Genomic DNA, 16,903 nt, shown 5'->3' with positions numbered 1-16,903 from the left:
GAGTTGGGCGCTGCGTAGGCGATTCATCTGTAGTGGTAATGTCATAAATATTTATTCAAAACAGAAACTTACGTTCCAAGCGCTACTCTTACTCTGATTAATTCCGTGGATGATCGAAGTGATGCCCGTTCAAATCAAGCAAAAAATAATCACACCACTCCTTGCCAGTCTGCTGCTTGCACTGAGCGGCTGTGATCAAGCCAGCCAAATCGCTCAACAGGCCGCTTCTTCGGCTGCGGGCATGGTGAGTGCAGAAATCAAAAAACAAAGCGATGGGGCGATTGAGCAGATTGCAGGCCAAGCAAATGACGTGCTGCAGCCTTTGGGCATAGATGCTAATCAGATCGCCAGCTCCGTTAAAGCAAAAGGGGTGTTGTTGGCGCAAAAAGCACTGAATAGCGATAGTAGTTGGCAGCAGCTAGAGCAGTATCAAGGCCAACTTCCTCAGGATATTGGGCTGTTTACTGCGGTAAGCCCCATTAGTGCAGAGCTTAAAAACATACTTAATAGTGAGCATCCCGTGTTTTTATCCCTGATGAGCTCGGCGAGCGTTCTACAATCTGATGGCGTTTTATACGTGCTGGGCAAAGCCCCCGCAGATACAAAAAGTGGCACGGCATGGCTGATGATAGATAGCAAAAATCGCACGCTGGAAGCGGGGCTTATTCGTAACAAAGTAGCGCAAATATTTAGCAGTAAGGGAGACGCCCTTTTGCGGCCAGCCCCCGTGCAGAAATTTATTCAACAATACACCGCTGGCTAATAGCCCATTGATAATCGTAAACCGCTCAGTTATGGTGTTAACTGAGCGGTACGAGTGGTGTTGTGATGGCTAAACGCATCTTCTCATCAACGTTTGAAGTTCTTTTACTCTCCCTTGCTCTGCGCTATTATTGAACGATCGTTCTATTTTAGGCTAGCCATGCATACTCCCACAAATCTCCAATTACAACGCCTAGCTTTAGCACAGCAAGGCTTACTTGGCGCAGCCTGTTTTGGGGAGGGTATTCAAGGCACGCTGGCAGCAATTGAGCATCTTGGCTATGTGCAGATTGATACTATTTCTAGAATTGAGCGCGCGCACCATCATGTGCTGTGGTCCAGAGTGCCCAGTTATCAACCGCCGTATTTAAACCAGCTGCTTGCCGAGCGGCAAATTTTTGAATACTGGTTTCATGCCGCATCCTATCTGCCTATGCGTGATTATCGCTTTGCACAGCGCCGCATGGCAGAGGCCAGAGATAGTACGCGATTTTGGCATAGCGAAATTAGCCCAGCGCTGATGCAGGATATTTTGCTAAAAGTGCGAGATGAAGGCCCGCTGCGGGTACGCGATTTAGAAGGCAACAAAACCAAGGGCGGCACGTGGTGGAACTGGGGACCAGGCAAACGCGCACTAGAAAAGCTATTTTTTCAGGGCGATCTAATGGTCAGCCAGCGTATCGGCATGGAAAAAATTTACGACCTGAAAGAGCGCATCCTGCCGCCAGATTTAAACACTCAAGCGCCAGATTTAGCCGATTACGCCGCCTATTTGCTGCGCAGCAATCTGCGCGCGCACGGCCTAGTTACCTTAGAGCAAGTTAGCCATTTGCAGGGTGATAAAGCCCTTAAAAGCACCCTACGCGAGTTACTGGCCGCGCAAATTGTTAGCGGCGAAATTAGCCCGCTGGCTGGCTGTGGCATCCCTAATGCTTACGCAGCAACGGCCGCACTGGTTCAAGCGTCAAGCACTAGCCCCGCCGTGCATCTGCTATCGCCGTTTGATAACGCAGTGATCCACCGTAAACGTCTGCAACAATTATTTGGCTTTGATTACAAACTGGAATGCTATGTACCCGCCGCCAAGCGCCAATACGGCTATTTTTGCCTACCGGTTTTGTTTGGCGAGCGCTTTATTGGCCGCATCGATTGCAAAGCCCACAGACCAGAAAAACGCTTAGAAGTGATCAGCTTTCATCTAGAGGGCGAGCTGCCGGACGCCTTTGCCACGCCATTTAGGACCAAGTTGCAGCAATTTGCGATGTTTAATGGTTGTGAAACGGTGGCGTTTTAGGGGGAGTAGCTTGCACCCCAATCCTATCAACTTAAGCAATCTGCCATTCGTAGGGCGGGTGCAACCCGCGAGTAATGCTGAAAAAAACGCGGGTTTCAGCCGCCCTACAATGTTTCAATACTCGCAATAGATCGATCAAAGTTGATTGCTTAAGATTTAACGATCAACATATTTCCCTTAAGTTGATAGGATTGGCTTGTACCCGCCCTAAGTCGTTTGTTTTTTATTGCCTTAGATTAATTAAAACCTAAGCGTCTATATATCGTGTGTAATTGTTTGGTGAGTCATCTACTTGTTTTTTAAAGGTGTATCAATGGCCCATAAATTAGAGCGGATTGGTGTGCAGCTCTACACCTTGCGTGCAGAAATGCAAAAAGACTTGTGGTATACGCTGGAGAAGGTGGCGGCGATTGGTTTTAAAGAGCTGGAATTCGCGGGTTATTTTGGGCATAAGCCCAGCGAAATTCGCTCTATTTCAGAAGGGCTGGGTTTAACTGCCCCAGCCGCGCATATTGCTTATCAAGATTTGGGGCCATCACTTTCTGGGGTGATTGAAGACGCGCAGCTGCTGGGGCACCAGTATCTTGTTAATCCTTGGGTTGATGCCGCAGTACGTGGGCAGCCTGATGGCTGGAGGCGAATTGCTGATGTGTTTAATCGGGCGGGGGAGGTGTGCCAGCGGGCTGGAATTCAGTTTTGTTACCACAATCACCATTTTGAGTTTATCGCGCAAAATGGGGTGCTTCCTTACGATATCTTACTGCAAGAGTGCGATGCAGATTTAGTTAAGATGGAGCTGGATTTATGCTGGATCACACTTGCTGGGCAGAGCCCTCAAGATTATTTTCAGCGTCATGAAGGGCGCTTTCCCCTGGTGCACCTAAAGCAGTTAAAAAGATGTCCGCCACAGAGTTTTGCCGCGCCAGTGCCTTTTGAGCAGGTGTTTCCACTGCTGAGCGAAGTAGGGCCAGGGCTGATTGATTGGAAGCAGCAGCTCGCTTTATCCTCCCAAGCGGGGGTGCAGCATTATTTTGTTGAGCACGACGCCGCCATATCGCCATTTGATAGCATTCAGCAAAGTTATGATTATTTAAACCAACTCAATTATTAATAATATAAAAATTAATAATTTTATTATTATTTTTTTAAAATAAGCGGAACTTTATAAAAGGCCGCAAGCATCAAAAATGGATTTAATAGTTGGTGAGCAGGCACAACATAATTGTGCGGCAAAGCAACGACTTTATTCTGTTGGCTGTAATCTAGAACATACAAATAATGTGAATTAGCGCTGCAGATTGCCAGTTCGCAGAATGTACGGTTATCAATTTTTGAAGGGAATTAAATTAATAGATAATAAGCCCCACCAAAAATCCCAAGGTAAAACTTCTATTTTGCCAAAGAAAGAATGTATCGGATAATATTGGCGGCAATAAAGCCTGAGACACTAAAATAAAAAATGCCAAATTGGCTGGGATTGGCTTCTCCTGGTTGGCAGAGCTGCCATGTAGCTCCGGCATAAATAAATTAGCGTTGCGGAAGGTCTAGTGGATTTCATGTTTTATTGTTTTTTTTAAAAATAGCGGCAATAAAAAATAAGATTATTTTCAGTGTTTAAGCGCAACTTAATTTGAGTTGCTGTAGGTTGGCACTGAGTGAAACGAAGCCCAACAATACGATTAAGAATGTTGGGCTTTGTATGCTTAGTACCCGCCTACGAATGGCGTTAATATTTAAATTAAGTTATGCCGCATAATTTAGTTAAAAATCAGCCACGCAATCATCACTTATTGGCGATAAGATTACGGTTAATGCATTCGCTTTGTATTGAATTGAGAGTAAATCCAATATGGAAGGCAATGAAAAACTATAAGGGCTTAATAGGTAGGCAAATTCGGCAAGCGAAATGGCCCGTTGTGGCATCCCAATAGTCTGTTGGCAGATAATGTTCAAAGCAGGGGTGGTCAGCTAATTGATAGCCGCTATCTGGTAACCAATCGCGTATTAATTGTTACCATGCCACTCCACATTCAGTGGGTGTACCGATAAAATCCAGCTTGGCATATAAGCCACCATCTAGGATTCGAAGTGCTATTTCACCTTGGGCAATAAAATGGGCATCCACTTCGCATGCGGCATTATAACGGCACAATTCTGGAGTTGTAATTGACGGGTCGTCCATTGGAATGCCGTAGCGTGCCGTTAATGGCACATTGTTGTCTACCGCCCAAGTGTAAAATCGCCCCCACAATGGAGGGATGGCTGGGCCATAGGGGCCAGTTTGGCGCATATAGGCAATGGGTTAAATGTCCATTCATGATCTCTCCACGTATCAAAGCGTGCCTGACTTGGCTTGCGCTTTTGCCAAATGCTAGGTGTGCAATCAAAATGCTGTCTAAATGCTCGGCTAAAGCTTTCTCCTGAGCCAAAGCCGCAGCCTAGGGCTATATCCAGCACCGTTGCATTTTGACGATGTAATAATCGGCAGGCTGCGATCTCCAGCCTGCGGCGGCGTATATATTCAGCGAGGGTGGCACCGTGCCATGCACTAAATATGCGGTGAAAGTGAAATGGAGAAAAATAGGCTAACGACGCCAACAGATCGAGGTTTAATTCTTCATCCAAGTGCTGGTCGATATAGCCGAGTACACGATTAAAACGGGCGATATATTCAAGCCGAGATGGGGTCATTGGGAATGATTTGAGCCAAGAAATGCATGATAGGTTTGAAAAAAATGTGTCGGTCAGTATAAATCACGCAATGGGCCCAAGCCTGATCAGGCTTGCGCTTTTATGGCTAGCTTTAGCTTGGGGAGTAATAGGGCAATCATAGCAACTTTGGTCATTAGTTCTAAGATGTTTCAATCTGCTAGGTTATTGAAAAACTACCTCAATATTTTTCAATAATCTGTTTGAGTACGTCTTCTTGATAAGGATGTACTTCGCTGGCGTCTTCCATATCTGCTAATAATTGAGGATTGTTAAATTTTGTGCGTGCTTCTTCGTAATAAGGGATTTGTACACGGCGATATAAATCGACAAATTCGTCGAAATTAAGTACATGGCAATAATTGCGATATTGGCCACGCGCTTTGATTTTGCCTAGGCTAATAAACGAAAGTAAGTAGGTGCTGCCTTTGGTGCCTAAAAAATCTTTCAGTGGCACGGAGGAGGGATAAGAGGGCGGTTCGCAAACAAATTTATGGATGATTCTGAAATCAAAATCATGCTGATTACTGTCGTGCTGCCAAATCACATAGCCCTCATCAGGGGATGTAATGGTTTTGCCACAGCTATCGCAAATCCATTCTTGCAGTGGTTTAAGCATCATCGGCTCCAGAGGCGCATTTTTATTTACTTTAGCTTGTTTTATTAGAAAGGCTAGTTGCGCATTGGCGATGTGGATTTTTGTGCGAGCGGTTTAAGTTGCTGCAAATTTGCGTCAAGATCGCGGCATGAAATGAATTGAAGTGAATCAGGCGGTCGACTTTTGCAGCGGGTTCTGCAGCCTGTGGCCACCTCACTGGCAAAATATGGCCCTCTTTGGGTGGAGCCTCCAGCTTCATCATTTGCGTTGCAGATATCTTTGCCCATTTCATGGCAGATAAGCGTGGTCAGTTGATCTTGTAGTGGCTCTAGCCGAGCAAAGGTCCGTGTAAGTATGGCTGACGCTCAGCCAAGGGCAGCGCTGCCCACGCGGGAATAGGTATCGTAGGACGCTAATCTGGGCATCTTTGGTTTTATAAAAAGAGGCGCAGCCCCGTGTTATGGCATAAAGCCATGCCAAAGAGGCTGCGCAGGGAGAGATTTAAGCGGATGAATGCAAGTTTAAAATTGTGCCGAATAGATCAGGCCAGTAAAGCCATCAGTGCACGTGCAGCAGGCTCGGATGACGCAGGGTTTTGGCCGGTAATGAGCAAGCCATCGCTGACAACATAAGGCATCCAATCGGCCTGCTTAGAATAGCTGCCACCATTTTGCTTTAGCATATCTTCCACTAAGAATGGCACCACCTTACTTAGGCCAACCGCTTCTTCTTCGGTATTGGTAAAGCCCGTTACCTTTTTGCCAGCAACAACTGATTGGCCATTGGCGGATTTAGGGTGGCGGAATACGCCAGGAGCATGGCATACCGCTGCCACGGGTTTGCCGCTGGCCAACATGGTTTCGATCAGCGCAATAGAATGCGTATCTTCAGCCAGATCCCACAATGGGCCATGGCCGCCTGGATAAAATACCGCATCAAAATCAGTAGCCACAACATCGCTTAATTTAGAAGTATTCGCCAGAATGCTTAGCGCTGCAGGATCGGCCTTAAAGCGTAAAGTGGCCTCAGTTTGAGCGGAAGGATCATCACTTTTAGGATCAAGTGGTGGCTGGCCACCCAGCGGAGAGATCAGTGTCATTGCTACGCCAGCATCTTTAAATACATAGTAAGGTGCTGCTAATTCTTCTAGCCAAAAGCCTGTCTTTTCGCCGGTGTTGCCCAGTTGGTCGTGGGAGGTAAGCACAATTAATAGTTTCATATTAGATCCTGATCGGTAGTGGGGTAAGTATCAGGCTGCTACTTAGCTGGCCTGCTGCATAAAAATGGTCTGTGTAGTGAACAGATGATTTCTTGTTAAATTAGTAGACCAGTCGTCCATTTTATAAATAATGATCTGCTTTCTGTAATCAATTACTTGTGTGCTAGGTTTTGCTAGCTAGAACTTCACTGTAAATTATCTGGTGCTTTCTTGATGTCGTGAACTATATTATAAAGTAGACCGGTCGTCTATTAATTTTTTAAAAAAATAGAGAACTCACCGGTAAACCCAATCCTATCAACTTAAGGAGAATGTTTTAATTGTTGCACAGGCTTCAACTTGGATTGCACTATTGCATGCATTTAAAACATCGTAGGGTGGGTGCGTTTTTGCCCACGCCGCGTATCCGCGTGGGCAAGATAAACCGCCTTGCCCACCCTACTTCAATGGTAAGTAGACATCGGTTATCATTTCCTCTTCTCGCACATTTGGGCCAACGTTGACGTAGTGGAAAAAGATGGGGAAATCACTGGGTGATTCGCCGCTTTGGGGCAACCAAGTTTCATGGAGATAGATGGCGGCTTTATTGTTTGATCGGGAGCCAATGTCCCGTGCAAAAGCGCAACGCAGGCTTGGGATGACCATATTTCGAATCTCGTAAGGATTGGGGCCAACGTCTTCATCAAAAGAAAGGCAGAAATCTACGCGGTGATCGGAAGGCGGCGTGATGAGTGGGTTTGTGTAGTGGATGCCGTAGCTTCGATACTTCAATTGATCCAGTAGTCGGTTTTCTAGCTTCCAAGCGACTAGCTTTCGCACCGTATCGTATTCAAGTGCAGGCGGCCCGAGATGCTCAACGGCAACAACCTTTGTTTCAGGGAATGTAACAATTTGGACGTCCATGAGTGTTCCTATTGTGTGAGTTGAGAGGGGGCCGTAGCGCAGCGCAAGGAACCCAAATACGCACATTTTGGCTGCCTCGCTCAAAGCGATGGGCTAGGTAATGTGTGTGGTGAACTCGCTTTTGAGCTTCTAATCAACGGGCCTTATCTCTGTTGCTTGCGACCACACGATTTGCCATGTGTCTTCAGAGCTCTCGTAAATATCGGTGTGCCAGTACTCGGTGCGTGGAATGTAATGCGGTCCAAAGGTGACCTCCATGCTGGACTGGTACCGAATGACGGCCACTGGGCCGTTCAGGCGCACATCGATGTGCTTCGGATCCCATGCGTGGTACTTGAGAACACCAGCGGAAATTGCGCCAAGGTATTGATCCTTGGAGAGAGTCATTCCGATGGGCGTAATCAGCTGAAATTCAGAGGCGTGAATTGGCCTTGCATCTTTAATATTCCCTTCTACTAAAGCTGTAAGCCGCGTTCGCTCGATTGAACGAATCGCCTCGCATTCGGATTCATGTGATGTAGCTTGAAGCGTTCTGCCGGTGAGGGGCTGCTCAATGGAAGGGTTAGACATTACTGCCTCCAAGCAATGGCTGGAGCAACTTGGCAAGAAAGAGCTCATCTATGTAATGAGCTTGGTTAGATCGTTTATAAGCGGATCGCATGATTCCCTCCTGAATAAAGCCGAGTTTCTTGTAGAAAGCCAATGCCCGCGGATTGTCGGCCTCAAGCATGAGCTCGACTCGCAGAATGCCTTTTGCACTTAGGTTTTTGATCGCTTCAGTCATCATGCTGAAAGCGAAACCCGAGCCCTTCTCATCTGGTGAAACTGCAAGTGTTCCTAAATAGGCCGAGTGATTTGCCCGACCTTCATGTTTTGTGACACGGTAGAAGCCTTTCACTACGCCTCCGAGCTCAACTACGAAGAAGCCGTTTGAGCGCACCAGCGATGCGAAAATTGGCTCAAATTCTTCCTTGGACAGTGGATCGAAGCCAAGGAATGGCACTACTTCCTCGTGCATGTAGATCGAGTAGACCGATGCGAAATCACTTGCGCTGGCGAGTCTGTGCATTTTTGCGATCCCTAACGTAAAAGTAAGGTGCTGGGTAATCCCCCCATTTTTAAGTTCACTTAAAAGTAGAGGCTAGGCATGTAATGCCAGTTTTTGTTTCGGGGTGATGCCGCCCAATCCCATACGCGGACGTTCGTTATTGTAAGTCCCAAGCCATTGCGTTGCGGTTTCTTGTACTTCAGCGAGGCTTTCAAAGTCATCGCAGGCCAGCCATTCATAACGTACCGTTCGATTATAACGCTCGATATATGCATTCTGTTGTGGATTACCTGGCTGAATATAAGCTAATTGAAGTTGGCGCAATAGTTGCACTACCAAGGATTTGGCGATATTGAAACTGCAAAAAAATAGTGGGATTGAGGGTGGTAATGATGAGAGCGCTATATTGTAAAAGTCCTTGGAAATAAAAGAGTACTATTTCTAGTCTGGATGCGGGTTACAGCCAGAAACTACCCCTTAGTTTTAAAAAAAACGAAGTATAAAAGCACTTCTATTTCTCAAGGACAATACATAAAAATCACTTAATCCCCCTCACTCCACCGTAACACTCTTCGCCAAATTCCTAGGCTTATCTACATCCGTCCCGCGTGCTAGTGCCGTGTGGTAGGCCAGTAGTTGTAAGGGCACGGTGTGTAGGATGGGGGAGAGTAGGCCGTAGTGTTCGGGTAGGCGGATGACGTGGACGCCTTCGCTGGCGGTGATGCGGGAATCGGCGTCGGCAAATACATATAGCTCGCCGCCTCGGGCGCGTACTTCTTGCATATTGGATTTTAGTTTTTCGATCAGGGTGTCGTTAGGGGCTACGGTAACCACAGGCATTTCTTTGGTGACCAGCGCCAGCGGGCCGTGTTTTAGCTCGCCAGCGGGGTAGGCTTCGGCGTGGATGTAGGAGATTTCTTTGAGCTTAAGCGCGCCTTCTAGGGCAATAGGGTAGTGCAGGCCACGGCCTAGGAAAAGGGCGTTTTCTTTGCTGGCAAATTGCTCGGCCCATGCAATGATTTGTGGCTCTAGCGCCAGCACGGCGCTGATGGCGACTGGCAGGTGGCGCATGGCTTTGATGTGCTCGGCTTCTTGCTCGTCACTGAGTAAGCCTTTTACTTGGGCTAAAGAAAGCGCCAGTAAGAATAATGCGGCCAGCTGGGTGGTAAATGCTTTGGTTGATGCCACACCGATTTCTACCCCTGCATGGGTGATATAGGCTAGCTCGCATTCGCGCACCATAGCGCTGGTGGACACATTACACACGGTAAGGGTGTGCGGCATACCTAAGCTTCTGGCGTGCTTTAGCGCGGCGAGGGTGTCGGCGGTTTCGCCGCTCTGGCTGATGGTGACGACTAGGCTTTTAGGATTGGGCACGCTATCGCGATAGCGGTATTCGCTGGCGATTTCTACATTCACCGGAATTTTGGCGATGGATTCAATCCAGTATTTGGCGGTTAGCCCTGCGTAATAGCTGGTGCCGCAGGCCAAGATGAGTACCGAATCAATTTCTTTGAAGATGCCGTAAGCTTTATCGCCAAATAGCTCAGGCATGATATTGGCTACGCCCTCTAGCGTGTCGGCAATGGCGCGTGGCTGCTCAAAGATTTCTTTTTGCATATAGTGGCGGTAAGGGCCTAGCTCTGCGCCGCCGCTGTGGGCTTGCACGGTGCGTACTTCCCGCGTCACGGGTTTGCCTTCGCTATCTACAATCCAGCATTTCTGTAATTGCAGATCAACCACATCGCCTTCTTCCAGATAAATAATTTGATCCGTGGTGCCTGCGATAGCCATGGCGTCCGATGCTAAGAAGTTTTCTCCTTGGCCAACGCCCACAATCAGTGGCGATCCTAAACGCGCACCTACCACACGGTGCGGCTCGTCGCGGCAAAATACGGCAATGGCAAAAGCGCCGCTCAGGCGTTTGACGGCTTGCTGTACGGAAGCAAATAAATCGCCTTGATAAAGATGATCGATCAGATGCGCGATCACTTCGGTATCGGTTTGGCTTTCAAATACATAGCCGGCTGCGGTTAGCTCGGCGCGTAGCTCTTCATGGTTTTCGATAATGCCGTTGTGCACCAGCGCAATCCGCTCACGCGAGAAATGCGGGTGAGCGTTGGCGGAAGAAGGCACGCCGTGGGTGGCCCAGCGGGTGTGGGCAATGCCGGTAAAGCCTGCCAAGCCGCTCTGATCGATTTGCGCTTGCAGCTCGGTCACGCGGGAGGTGCTGCGCGAGCGTTGTAGCTTGCCATCCACATGCAAGGCCACGCCGCAGGAATCGTAGCCACGGTATTCAAGCCGTTTAAGCCCTTCTAACAAAATAGGGGTGATATTACGCTGGGCAACTGCACCGACAATACCGCACATAGAAACCTCGGAGGATAAGATAAATGAAAAGGTTGTAAATCATGTAGGGCGGGCGTACCTCGCGAGCAATGCTGAAAAGACGCGGGTTGCACCCACCCTACATCATGTATGGAGCAATCTTTTCATCCTAAATGGTTTGATGTGAATATATCTTTCAAAATTTAATGTATTATGAAATAAATAGATTGCCATCTGTTTTTGTAAATTTTTATTTCATATTTATGATAATTGTGAATTTTTATGACATCGATCACGGTATTAGATGAGCTGGATAAGCGTATCTTGCAACAATTACAGCAAGATTCTTCTCTCAGTAATCAAGATTTGGCCGCTAAAGTTCACGCCTCGCCGCCTACCTGTTTGCGGCGGGTTAAGCGTTTATGGGAAGAGGGCGTGATTGCCAAGCAGGTTGCCATCCTTGCCCCAGATAAAGTGGGCGCAGGCTTAACCGCGATTGTAGAAATCACGCTGGATATTCAGACCACGGAAAAGATGCTGGAATTCGAAAAACTAGCTGCAGGGGAGTTTGCGGTGCAGCAGTGCTATCGCGTTTCGCCGGGGCCAGATTTTGTGCTGATTATTCAGGTGGCAGATATGAATGCTTATCACCAGCTAGCCCATCGCCTGTTTGCTACGCAATCGAATATTCGCAATGTAAGAAGCTTTTTTTCAATCTTTAGAAGTAAGTTTGAGACGTATCTGGCGGTTTGATGTGGTGTTTGCTTAGGTAGGATACTGCTGTGTTCGTTTTTGTAGGGCAATAAAAAAGAGGATGGCCAAGGCCATCCCCTGATTAATGCTTACTTCTTGCTGCTTTCAATTTTTGCTTGAATGTTTTTAGCGCGATCTGCAGATGCAGGGTGCGAGCTGAGCATGCTGTGCTCGCCGCCACCCAGCTTTTCTAGCTTCTGGAAGGCTGAAGCCAAGGCTTCACGGTTTAATTTTTTCTGAGTTAATACATCAAAAGAGAAATTATCTGCGTCAGATTCTTGCGATTGCGAGAACTGAGCATTTACAAGGCTTTCAGTAAACTCGCCTAGATTAGAGCCGCTTAATTGAGCTACGGTGGCATTGCCCGCCGAGCCTGCTGCGGTGCGTGCTGCTGTAACAGCGTAGGCAGTTTGCATGGCTTTTTTGCTGTGGCCCAGTGCGACGTGGCCCATTTCGTGGCCCAGTACGCCAATCACTTCATCGTCTGTCATTAAATCCATCAGGCCGCTGTAAACACGGATGCAGCCATTGGCCATGGCCCATGCATTCACATCTTTAGTTAGGTAAACCTTGTAATTAACGGGCTGGCCATTGATATCGCTGCCTAGTTTTTTAGCAATAATATCCAAGCGTTTGCTGTATTTGTTTTTGGCTGGAGCAATGGATGATTCAGAATCGCTTTGTACACAGGCTTGATTTGCCAGCGATTTTACATCGGCATCAGATAAGGTAGCTGCTTGCAGGGCTTGTTCGCCTGCTTTCATTAAGCCGCCTAAATCAAAGGCCGATGCAGCTGGGGCAAGTAAGCAGGTAAACAGGCCGCTAAGGGCAAGGGCACGTAGTTTCATATTATTTCCTTTGGGGTATTTAAGGTGATGATTTATTTAACAATAAATTGAATGGTAGAGATAAACGCCAGAATTATTATTTTTATACAGCCAAAGTATTATGGCTATTTAAAGAACTGCGGTTTATTTTCCATAAAATAGATGGAATTTATCTGCGGCGGTGCGCAGAGTCATTTGTTTAGGGCGTGATTTATAATACAACGGCATTGTGCTGTATATAGGTAATCCGCTTTATACCTTGAATCCCTAGGAGAAATATTTAGGATTTTTTTGGCTTATTTGCTGTGATTTTGTAAAGTGACAGATATTTAAAGCAGAATTACTATGGTGATGATATTTTAGATTAATTGCATTTTTGCTGGTAGTTAGCATCATGCGCTTGCTGGCTCAGTGCCAATTGATAAATAGTCTGACATATTAATTCCTGATTATGCTTCTTGCTCACATTCATCATAAATAGCGCATATTGGGTGAAATACTTGTGTTTATTGAGGATTATTCGCGGGTTTTATCCCAACCCTATCAACTTAATGGCGCTGTTGATCGTTAAACCTTAGGCGATCAACTTAGATCTATCTATTGCAAGCGTTGAAACATCGTAGGGCGAGCGAAACCCAATCCTATCAACTTAAGGGGAATGTTTTAATTGTTACACAGGCTTCAACTTGGATTGCACTATTGCAAGCATTTAAAACATTGTAGGGTGGGCGCGTTTTTTGCCCACGCCGCGTATCCGCGTGGGCAAGATAAACCGCCTTGCCCACCCTACATGTTGGTTAAATCTTAAGTTGATAGGATTGGAGCGAAACCCGCGTCTTTTTCAACGTCGATCAAAGGTTGCACCCACCCTACGAATGGCATATTGCTTAAGTTGATAGAGTTAGGTTTTATCCAGCTTACAAAAACAAAGTGCGGTTCTAAAAAAATTATTGACATTGGTGTTACTGAGCAAGAGGCATAATCAGGTATTAATTTATAAGGGGCTAGATAATTCCCCCTCTTGGTTTGGCACTAGGTTTTTCCAATCGCTAGCTATGACTAATTACTTTAGCGTATCTGGGTTTATGGGCTTACTCTAATAATGACGGCAGACCATGTGGCCGATATCAACAAATTAGTTAATTTATTGATTTGATCAGCATTTCCTTTAGTGCCTTCTAAAAAAATGAGTCGATATCTGGCCTATAATAAGCATTTACTTGCGGGGCAAGAGTGGTGATGTTTCTGGGCATGAAGAGCGTATTCAATTTTTTTGATTTAGTCTGCAAGTTTGGTTTTTAAGTACGGCCTGAATAAGCCACCTCCCAGTGCATAAGCAGGTAGCTCAACATAAACGCTGCTGGAAGTCATATCCCAGAATAAACTAGAGTAATGTCTTACGCTGGTTGTTGCTTTAGTTGTATATATTGTTTTTTAACTTTCTACAGGCTCAGATCATGCAAACATTAAATACCCGTTTTGGCGAGATAGATATTGATCCGGAAACGGTGCTGACTTTCCCTTTGGGGATGCCAGGCTTTGAAAAGTGCACGCGCTATAAGCTGCTGCATGAAGAGCAGCTTAATCCGCGTGTGCGCTGGTTGCAGTCTCTGGATGATGCAGATTTAAGCTTTAGCCTAGTGCAGGTGGAGCATCTGGGCCTGAGCTATGAAGTGGAGCTAAGCGATGAAGAGTGTGCTTTGCTTGAGTTGGAAGATGCCGCCGATGCAATTTTGTTACTTTTGCTCTCGCGCCCTTTAGAAGAAGGTCGTGAAATTTCTGCAAATACCCAAGCGCCTGTAGTGCTCAACATCAAGAGCCGTAAGGCTTTGCAGAAAGTAGGTATCCGCGCCGATATTGTGTTTCGTAGTTAATTTTTCAAATTTATAGCTATTTAGTGGTGCTTAGCGGTATGAGTATCTTGGGTGCTTGCTCTGCTTGCTGTATGATCCACGAATTTTTCGGGCAGCCTACTTTAAGGCTGTCATTAGTCGCGCGCAGCAGGAGAGCAGCATGAAAACGACCTTCCTCGATTTCGAGCAGCCGATCGCGGAGCTTGAAAACAAAATCGAAGAATTGCGCTTCGTTCAAGACGATTCCGCCGTTGATATTTCTGTAGAGATTGGCCATCTCGAAAAAAAGAGCCGAGAATTAACCAAGACAATTTACTCAAAATTGGCAACTTGGCAGATTTCGCAGGTGGCCCGCCATCCGCAGCGGCCTTATACCTTGGATTATATTAAGGCACTGTGCACTGATTTTGAAGAGCTGCATGGTGATCGAAGCTACGCTGATGATGCAGCGATTGTGGGTGGCTTGGCCCGTTTTAATGGCCAATCAGTCATGGTGATTGGGCATCAAAAGGGTAGAGATACTAAAGATCGGCAGTACCGTAACTTTGGTATGCCGCGTCCAGAAGGCTATCGCAAGGCTTTACGCCTGATGAAGCTGGCGGAAAAATTTAATATCCCGCTGATTACCTTTATCGATACCCCAGGGGCTTATCCGGGGGTTGGCGCTGAAGAGCGCGGGCAATCAGAGGCGATTGGTCGTAATCTGTTTGAAATGGCCAAGTTACGTATTCCGGTGATTTGTACTGTTATTGGTGAAGGCGGCTCAGGCGGTGCTTTAGCGATTGCGGTGGGAGACGTGGTGCAGATGTTGCAGTACGCCACTTACTCTGTGATTACGCCTGAAGGTTGCGCGTCTATTCTGTGGAAAACCGCAGAAAAAGCCCCCGAGGCGGCTGAAGCTTTAGGGATTACCGCTAATCGCTTAAAAACGCTGGATATCATCGATAAGGTGATTGTTGAGCCTTTAGGCGGCGCTCACCGTGATTATCAGCAAATGATGGTAACGATGAGAAAAAACTTAGCCGATGCTTTGAAAAACTTGCAAGCTAAGTCGATAGATGAGCTGTTAGATGCAAGATTTGAGCGAGCGATGAGTTATGGCAAGTTTAAGGAAGAGTCTGTTTCCTGATGCATTGTCGCTGCGGGTAGAGCAAATACTCGAACGCCGCTTGTTTTCCATGAGCCCTCCTGATAAGCCCACTCTCTGTGTGGGTTTATCAGGAGGGCTCGATTCAGTTGTACTCCTGCATTTGTTGGCTGGTTTATGCCAGCAGCGATTTGTGCTGCGTGCCATTCATGTTCACCACGGTTTATCGGCTAATGCCGATGCTTGGGCGCAGTTTGCACAAGCGCTATGTAGTCGGCTGGATGTGGAGTGCGCGGTGGAGCGGGTTTCGCTCTTGCCCTATGCAGGAATGGGTGTCGAAGGCGCGGCACGGGCAGCAAGGTATGGTGCTTTTGAGCGGCAAGTTTGCGATGTGCTGCTTTTGGCTCAGCATAAAAATGATCAGGCAGAAACGGTGCTTCTCAATTTGCTACGCGGAAGCGGCTTGCGTGGTTTGGCGGCCATGCCTGAGTGGCGTATGCAAAATACGCAGATGGGTATTTTGCGCCCCTTATTGGATTTTACTCGGCAGGATCTAGCCGATTACGCCAAGCAATATGGTTTGGAGTGGATCGAGGACGAAAGCAATCAGGATTCGCGCTACGATCGAAATTTTTTACGTAATCAAATTATTCCCCAGTTAGAAACGGTGTGGCCTAGTGCAAGTGCTACCTTGGCTCGGGTGGCGCAGCACGCGGCAGAGGCAGATGATTTGTTGCAGGAGCTTGCTGCTGGGGATTTAGAGCATGCAGTGCAGGGTGATGCTTTCGATTTGCGCGTGGCTTTATCGCCGCTGCGCTTACGTAATGTTTTGCGTTATTGGTTGACTCGCCACGGTTTGCAGCTGGATACGCGGGCTTTTGAGGAATTGCTGCGGGTGGCGTTTGCTGCGGGCGAGGATGCTCAGCCCGCTTTGCATTGGCGTGATCGTGCGATTCGGCGCTATCAGCACCGGCTTTTTATCACTTCATCGCAAATCCTAATTGGTCAGGCGCTTGCATTGCCTTGGGTGATGCAATCTAAGGTGGATGCGTGGCATGGGGTGCTCAGCTGGCAAGCCAGTGAGCAGGGTATCGCGGCAAAACGGCTTAACCAAGCGGTGTTGGAATTGCGTCCTCGCTTGGGGGGCGAATCATTACGGCTAGTTAAAGACGGCCCAAGCCGCGCTTTAAAACAGCTTTACCAAGAAGCGAAAATGCCACCATGGCAAAGGCAATCTAACCCGCTTATTTATCTAGATGGGGTATTGGCTGCGGTGCCAGGCTTGGGTGTGGCAAGCGTGTTTAGGGCCGAGGGCGAAGCTGGGTTTATGCCTCTGTGGCGCTTGCTGTGAGTGCTGAGCGGGCATAAAAAAGCCCCAAAGTGAACTGCACCCCAAAAGTTGGACACCCGTCCATTTTTGGGGTGTTTTTATGTCCAAGTACACAATGCAATTCAAACTTACTGCCGTTCAGCAATATTTAACGGGCGAAGCAGGTATTAAAACGATCGCCAAGCAACATGG

15 protein-coding genes and 2 pseudogenes are annotated in these 16,903 nt (G+C 47.2%); 7 read left to right on the top strand and 10 right to left on the bottom strand.

The window, feature by feature from the left end; translation table 11 throughout:
• The first annotated feature begins 118 nt into the window (after nt 1-118).
• The 3 genes from Q0R17_RS06040 to Q0R17_RS06030 all read left to right on the top strand — a co-directional run bounded on the left by Q0R17_RS06040 (nt 119) and on the right by Q0R17_RS06030 (nt 3,167).
• Nucleotides 119-763 carry a hypothetical protein gene (locus tag Q0R17_RS06040; protein ID WP_293932993.1) on the top strand — a complete coding sequence of 215 codons (645 nt, stop codon included), beginning with the start codon at nt 119-121 and terminating at the stop codon, nt 761-763.
• Nucleotides 764-922: 159 nt separating this feature from the next.
• Nucleotides 923-2,056 carry a winged helix-turn-helix domain-containing protein gene (locus Q0R17_RS06035; protein ID WP_293932992.1) on the top strand — a complete coding sequence of 378 codons (1,134 nt, stop codon included), beginning with the start codon at nt 923-925 and terminating at the stop codon, nt 2,054-2,056.
• A 313-nt stretch (nt 2,057-2,369) separates the two neighbouring features.
• Complete coding sequence (locus Q0R17_RS06030; protein ID WP_293932991.1) at nt 2,370-3,167, top strand: sugar phosphate isomerase/epimerase; 798 nt, start codon at nt 2,370-2,372, stop codon at nt 3,165-3,167.
• A 756-nt stretch (nt 3,168-3,923) separates the two neighbouring features.
• Here the strand turns inward: Q0R17_RS06030 and Q0R17_RS06025 are convergent.
• The 9 genes and pseudogenes from Q0R17_RS06025 to glmS all read right to left on the bottom strand — a co-directional run bounded on the left by Q0R17_RS06025 (nt 3,924) and on the right by glmS (nt 10,903).
• Nucleotides 3,924-4,346, bottom strand: a pseudogene (locus Q0R17_RS06025) (GyrI-like domain-containing protein).
• Complete coding sequence (locus Q0R17_RS06020) at nt 4,277-4,747, bottom strand: helix-turn-helix domain-containing protein (protein WP_293932989.1); 471 nt, start codon at nt 4,745-4,747, stop codon at nt 4,277-4,279. The pseudogene Q0R17_RS06025 and the gene Q0R17_RS06020 overlap by 70 nt, the downstream one beginning before the upstream one ends.
• A 199-nt stretch (nt 4,748-4,946) precedes the next feature.
• The gene (locus tag Q0R17_RS06015; RefSeq protein ID WP_293932987.1) at nt 4,947-5,387 is read right to left on the bottom strand and encodes a hypothetical protein; all 441 of its coding nucleotides are present in this window, start codon (nt 5,385-5,387) and stop codon (nt 4,947-4,949) included.
• A 517-nt stretch (nt 5,388-5,904) separates the two neighbouring features.
• Nucleotides 5,905-6,582: a type 1 glutamine amidotransferase domain-containing protein gene (locus Q0R17_RS06010; protein WP_293932986.1), complete on the bottom strand. Its 678-nt coding sequence runs from the start codon at nt 6,580-6,582 to the stop codon at nt 5,905-5,907.
• 438 nt (nt 6,583-7,020) lie between these two features.
• Complete coding sequence (locus tag Q0R17_RS06005) at nt 7,021-7,485, bottom strand: GyrI-like domain-containing protein (RefSeq protein WP_293932984.1); 465 nt, start codon at nt 7,483-7,485, stop codon at nt 7,021-7,023.
• Between the two features lie 129 nt (nt 7,486-7,614).
• The gene (locus Q0R17_RS06000) at nt 7,615-8,055 is read right to left on the bottom strand and encodes a nuclear transport factor 2 family protein (RefSeq protein ID WP_293932982.1); all 441 of its coding nucleotides are present in this window, start codon (nt 8,053-8,055) and stop codon (nt 7,615-7,617) included.
• The gene (locus Q0R17_RS05995) at nt 8,048-8,554 is read right to left on the bottom strand and encodes a GNAT family N-acetyltransferase (protein ID WP_293932981.1); all 507 of its coding nucleotides are present in this window, start codon (nt 8,552-8,554) and stop codon (nt 8,048-8,050) included. The genes Q0R17_RS06000 and Q0R17_RS05995 overlap by 8 nt, the downstream gene beginning before the upstream one ends.
• Before the next feature lie 72 nt (nt 8,555-8,626).
• Nucleotides 8,627-8,848: pseudogene (locus tag Q0R17_RS05990) on the bottom strand (transposase); the annotation flags it as partial.
• Between the two features lie 237 nt (nt 8,849-9,085).
• Nucleotides 9,086-10,903, bottom strand: a complete 1,818-nt coding sequence (gene glmS / locus Q0R17_RS05985) for a glutamine--fructose-6-phosphate transaminase (isomerizing) (RefSeq protein ID WP_293932979.1) — start codon at nt 10,901-10,903, stop codon at nt 9,086-9,088.
• 240 nt (nt 10,904-11,143) lie between these two features.
• On the opposite strand from glmS, the gene Q0R17_RS05980 reads away from it, so the two are divergent.
• Nucleotides 11,144-11,614 (top strand): Lrp/AsnC family transcriptional regulator, encoded by a 471-nt coding sequence (locus Q0R17_RS05980; RefSeq protein WP_293932977.1) that lies wholly within the window; start codon nt 11,144-11,146, stop codon nt 11,612-11,614.
• A gap of 89 nt (nt 11,615-11,703) precedes the next feature.
• On the opposite strand, the gene Q0R17_RS05975 is transcribed toward Q0R17_RS05980, so the two are convergent.
• Nucleotides 11,704-12,462 carry a M48 family metallopeptidase gene (locus Q0R17_RS05975; RefSeq protein ID WP_293932976.1) on the bottom strand — a complete coding sequence of 253 codons (759 nt, stop codon included), beginning with the start codon at nt 12,460-12,462 and terminating at the stop codon, nt 11,704-11,706.
• A gap of 1,436 nt (nt 12,463-13,898) precedes the next feature.
• On the opposite strand from Q0R17_RS05975, the gene fliW reads away from it, so the two are divergent.
• The 3 genes from fliW (at nt 13,899) to tilS (ending at nt 16,732) form a co-directional block, all read left to right on the top strand.
• Nucleotides 13,899-14,315 (top strand): flagellar assembly protein FliW, encoded by a 417-nt coding sequence (gene fliW / locus Q0R17_RS05970; RefSeq protein WP_293932974.1) that lies wholly within the window; start codon nt 13,899-13,901, stop codon nt 14,313-14,315.
• Nucleotides 14,316-14,454: 139 nt separating this feature from the next.
• Nucleotides 14,455-15,423, top strand: coding sequence for an acetyl-CoA carboxylase carboxyltransferase subunit alpha (locus Q0R17_RS05965; protein WP_293932972.1), 969 nt, complete (start codon nt 14,455-14,457; stop codon nt 15,421-15,423).
• Nucleotides 15,392-16,732, top strand: a complete 1,341-nt coding sequence (tilS, locus tag Q0R17_RS05960) for a tRNA lysidine(34) synthetase TilS (RefSeq protein WP_293932970.1) — start codon at nt 15,392-15,394, stop codon at nt 16,730-16,732. The genes Q0R17_RS05965 and tilS overlap by 32 nt, the downstream gene beginning before the upstream one ends.
• The last annotated feature ends 171 nt before the right edge of the window (nt 16,733-16,903 follow it).

This window comes from Iodobacter sp. (genome assembly GCF_025352645.1).
In the GTDB taxonomy this organism is placed as follows: Bacteria; Pseudomonadota; Gammaproteobacteria; order Burkholderiales; family Chitinibacteraceae; genus Iodobacter.
Note: the sequence above shows the minus strand (reverse complement) of the source record. Positions and strands in the feature narration are given on the sequence as shown.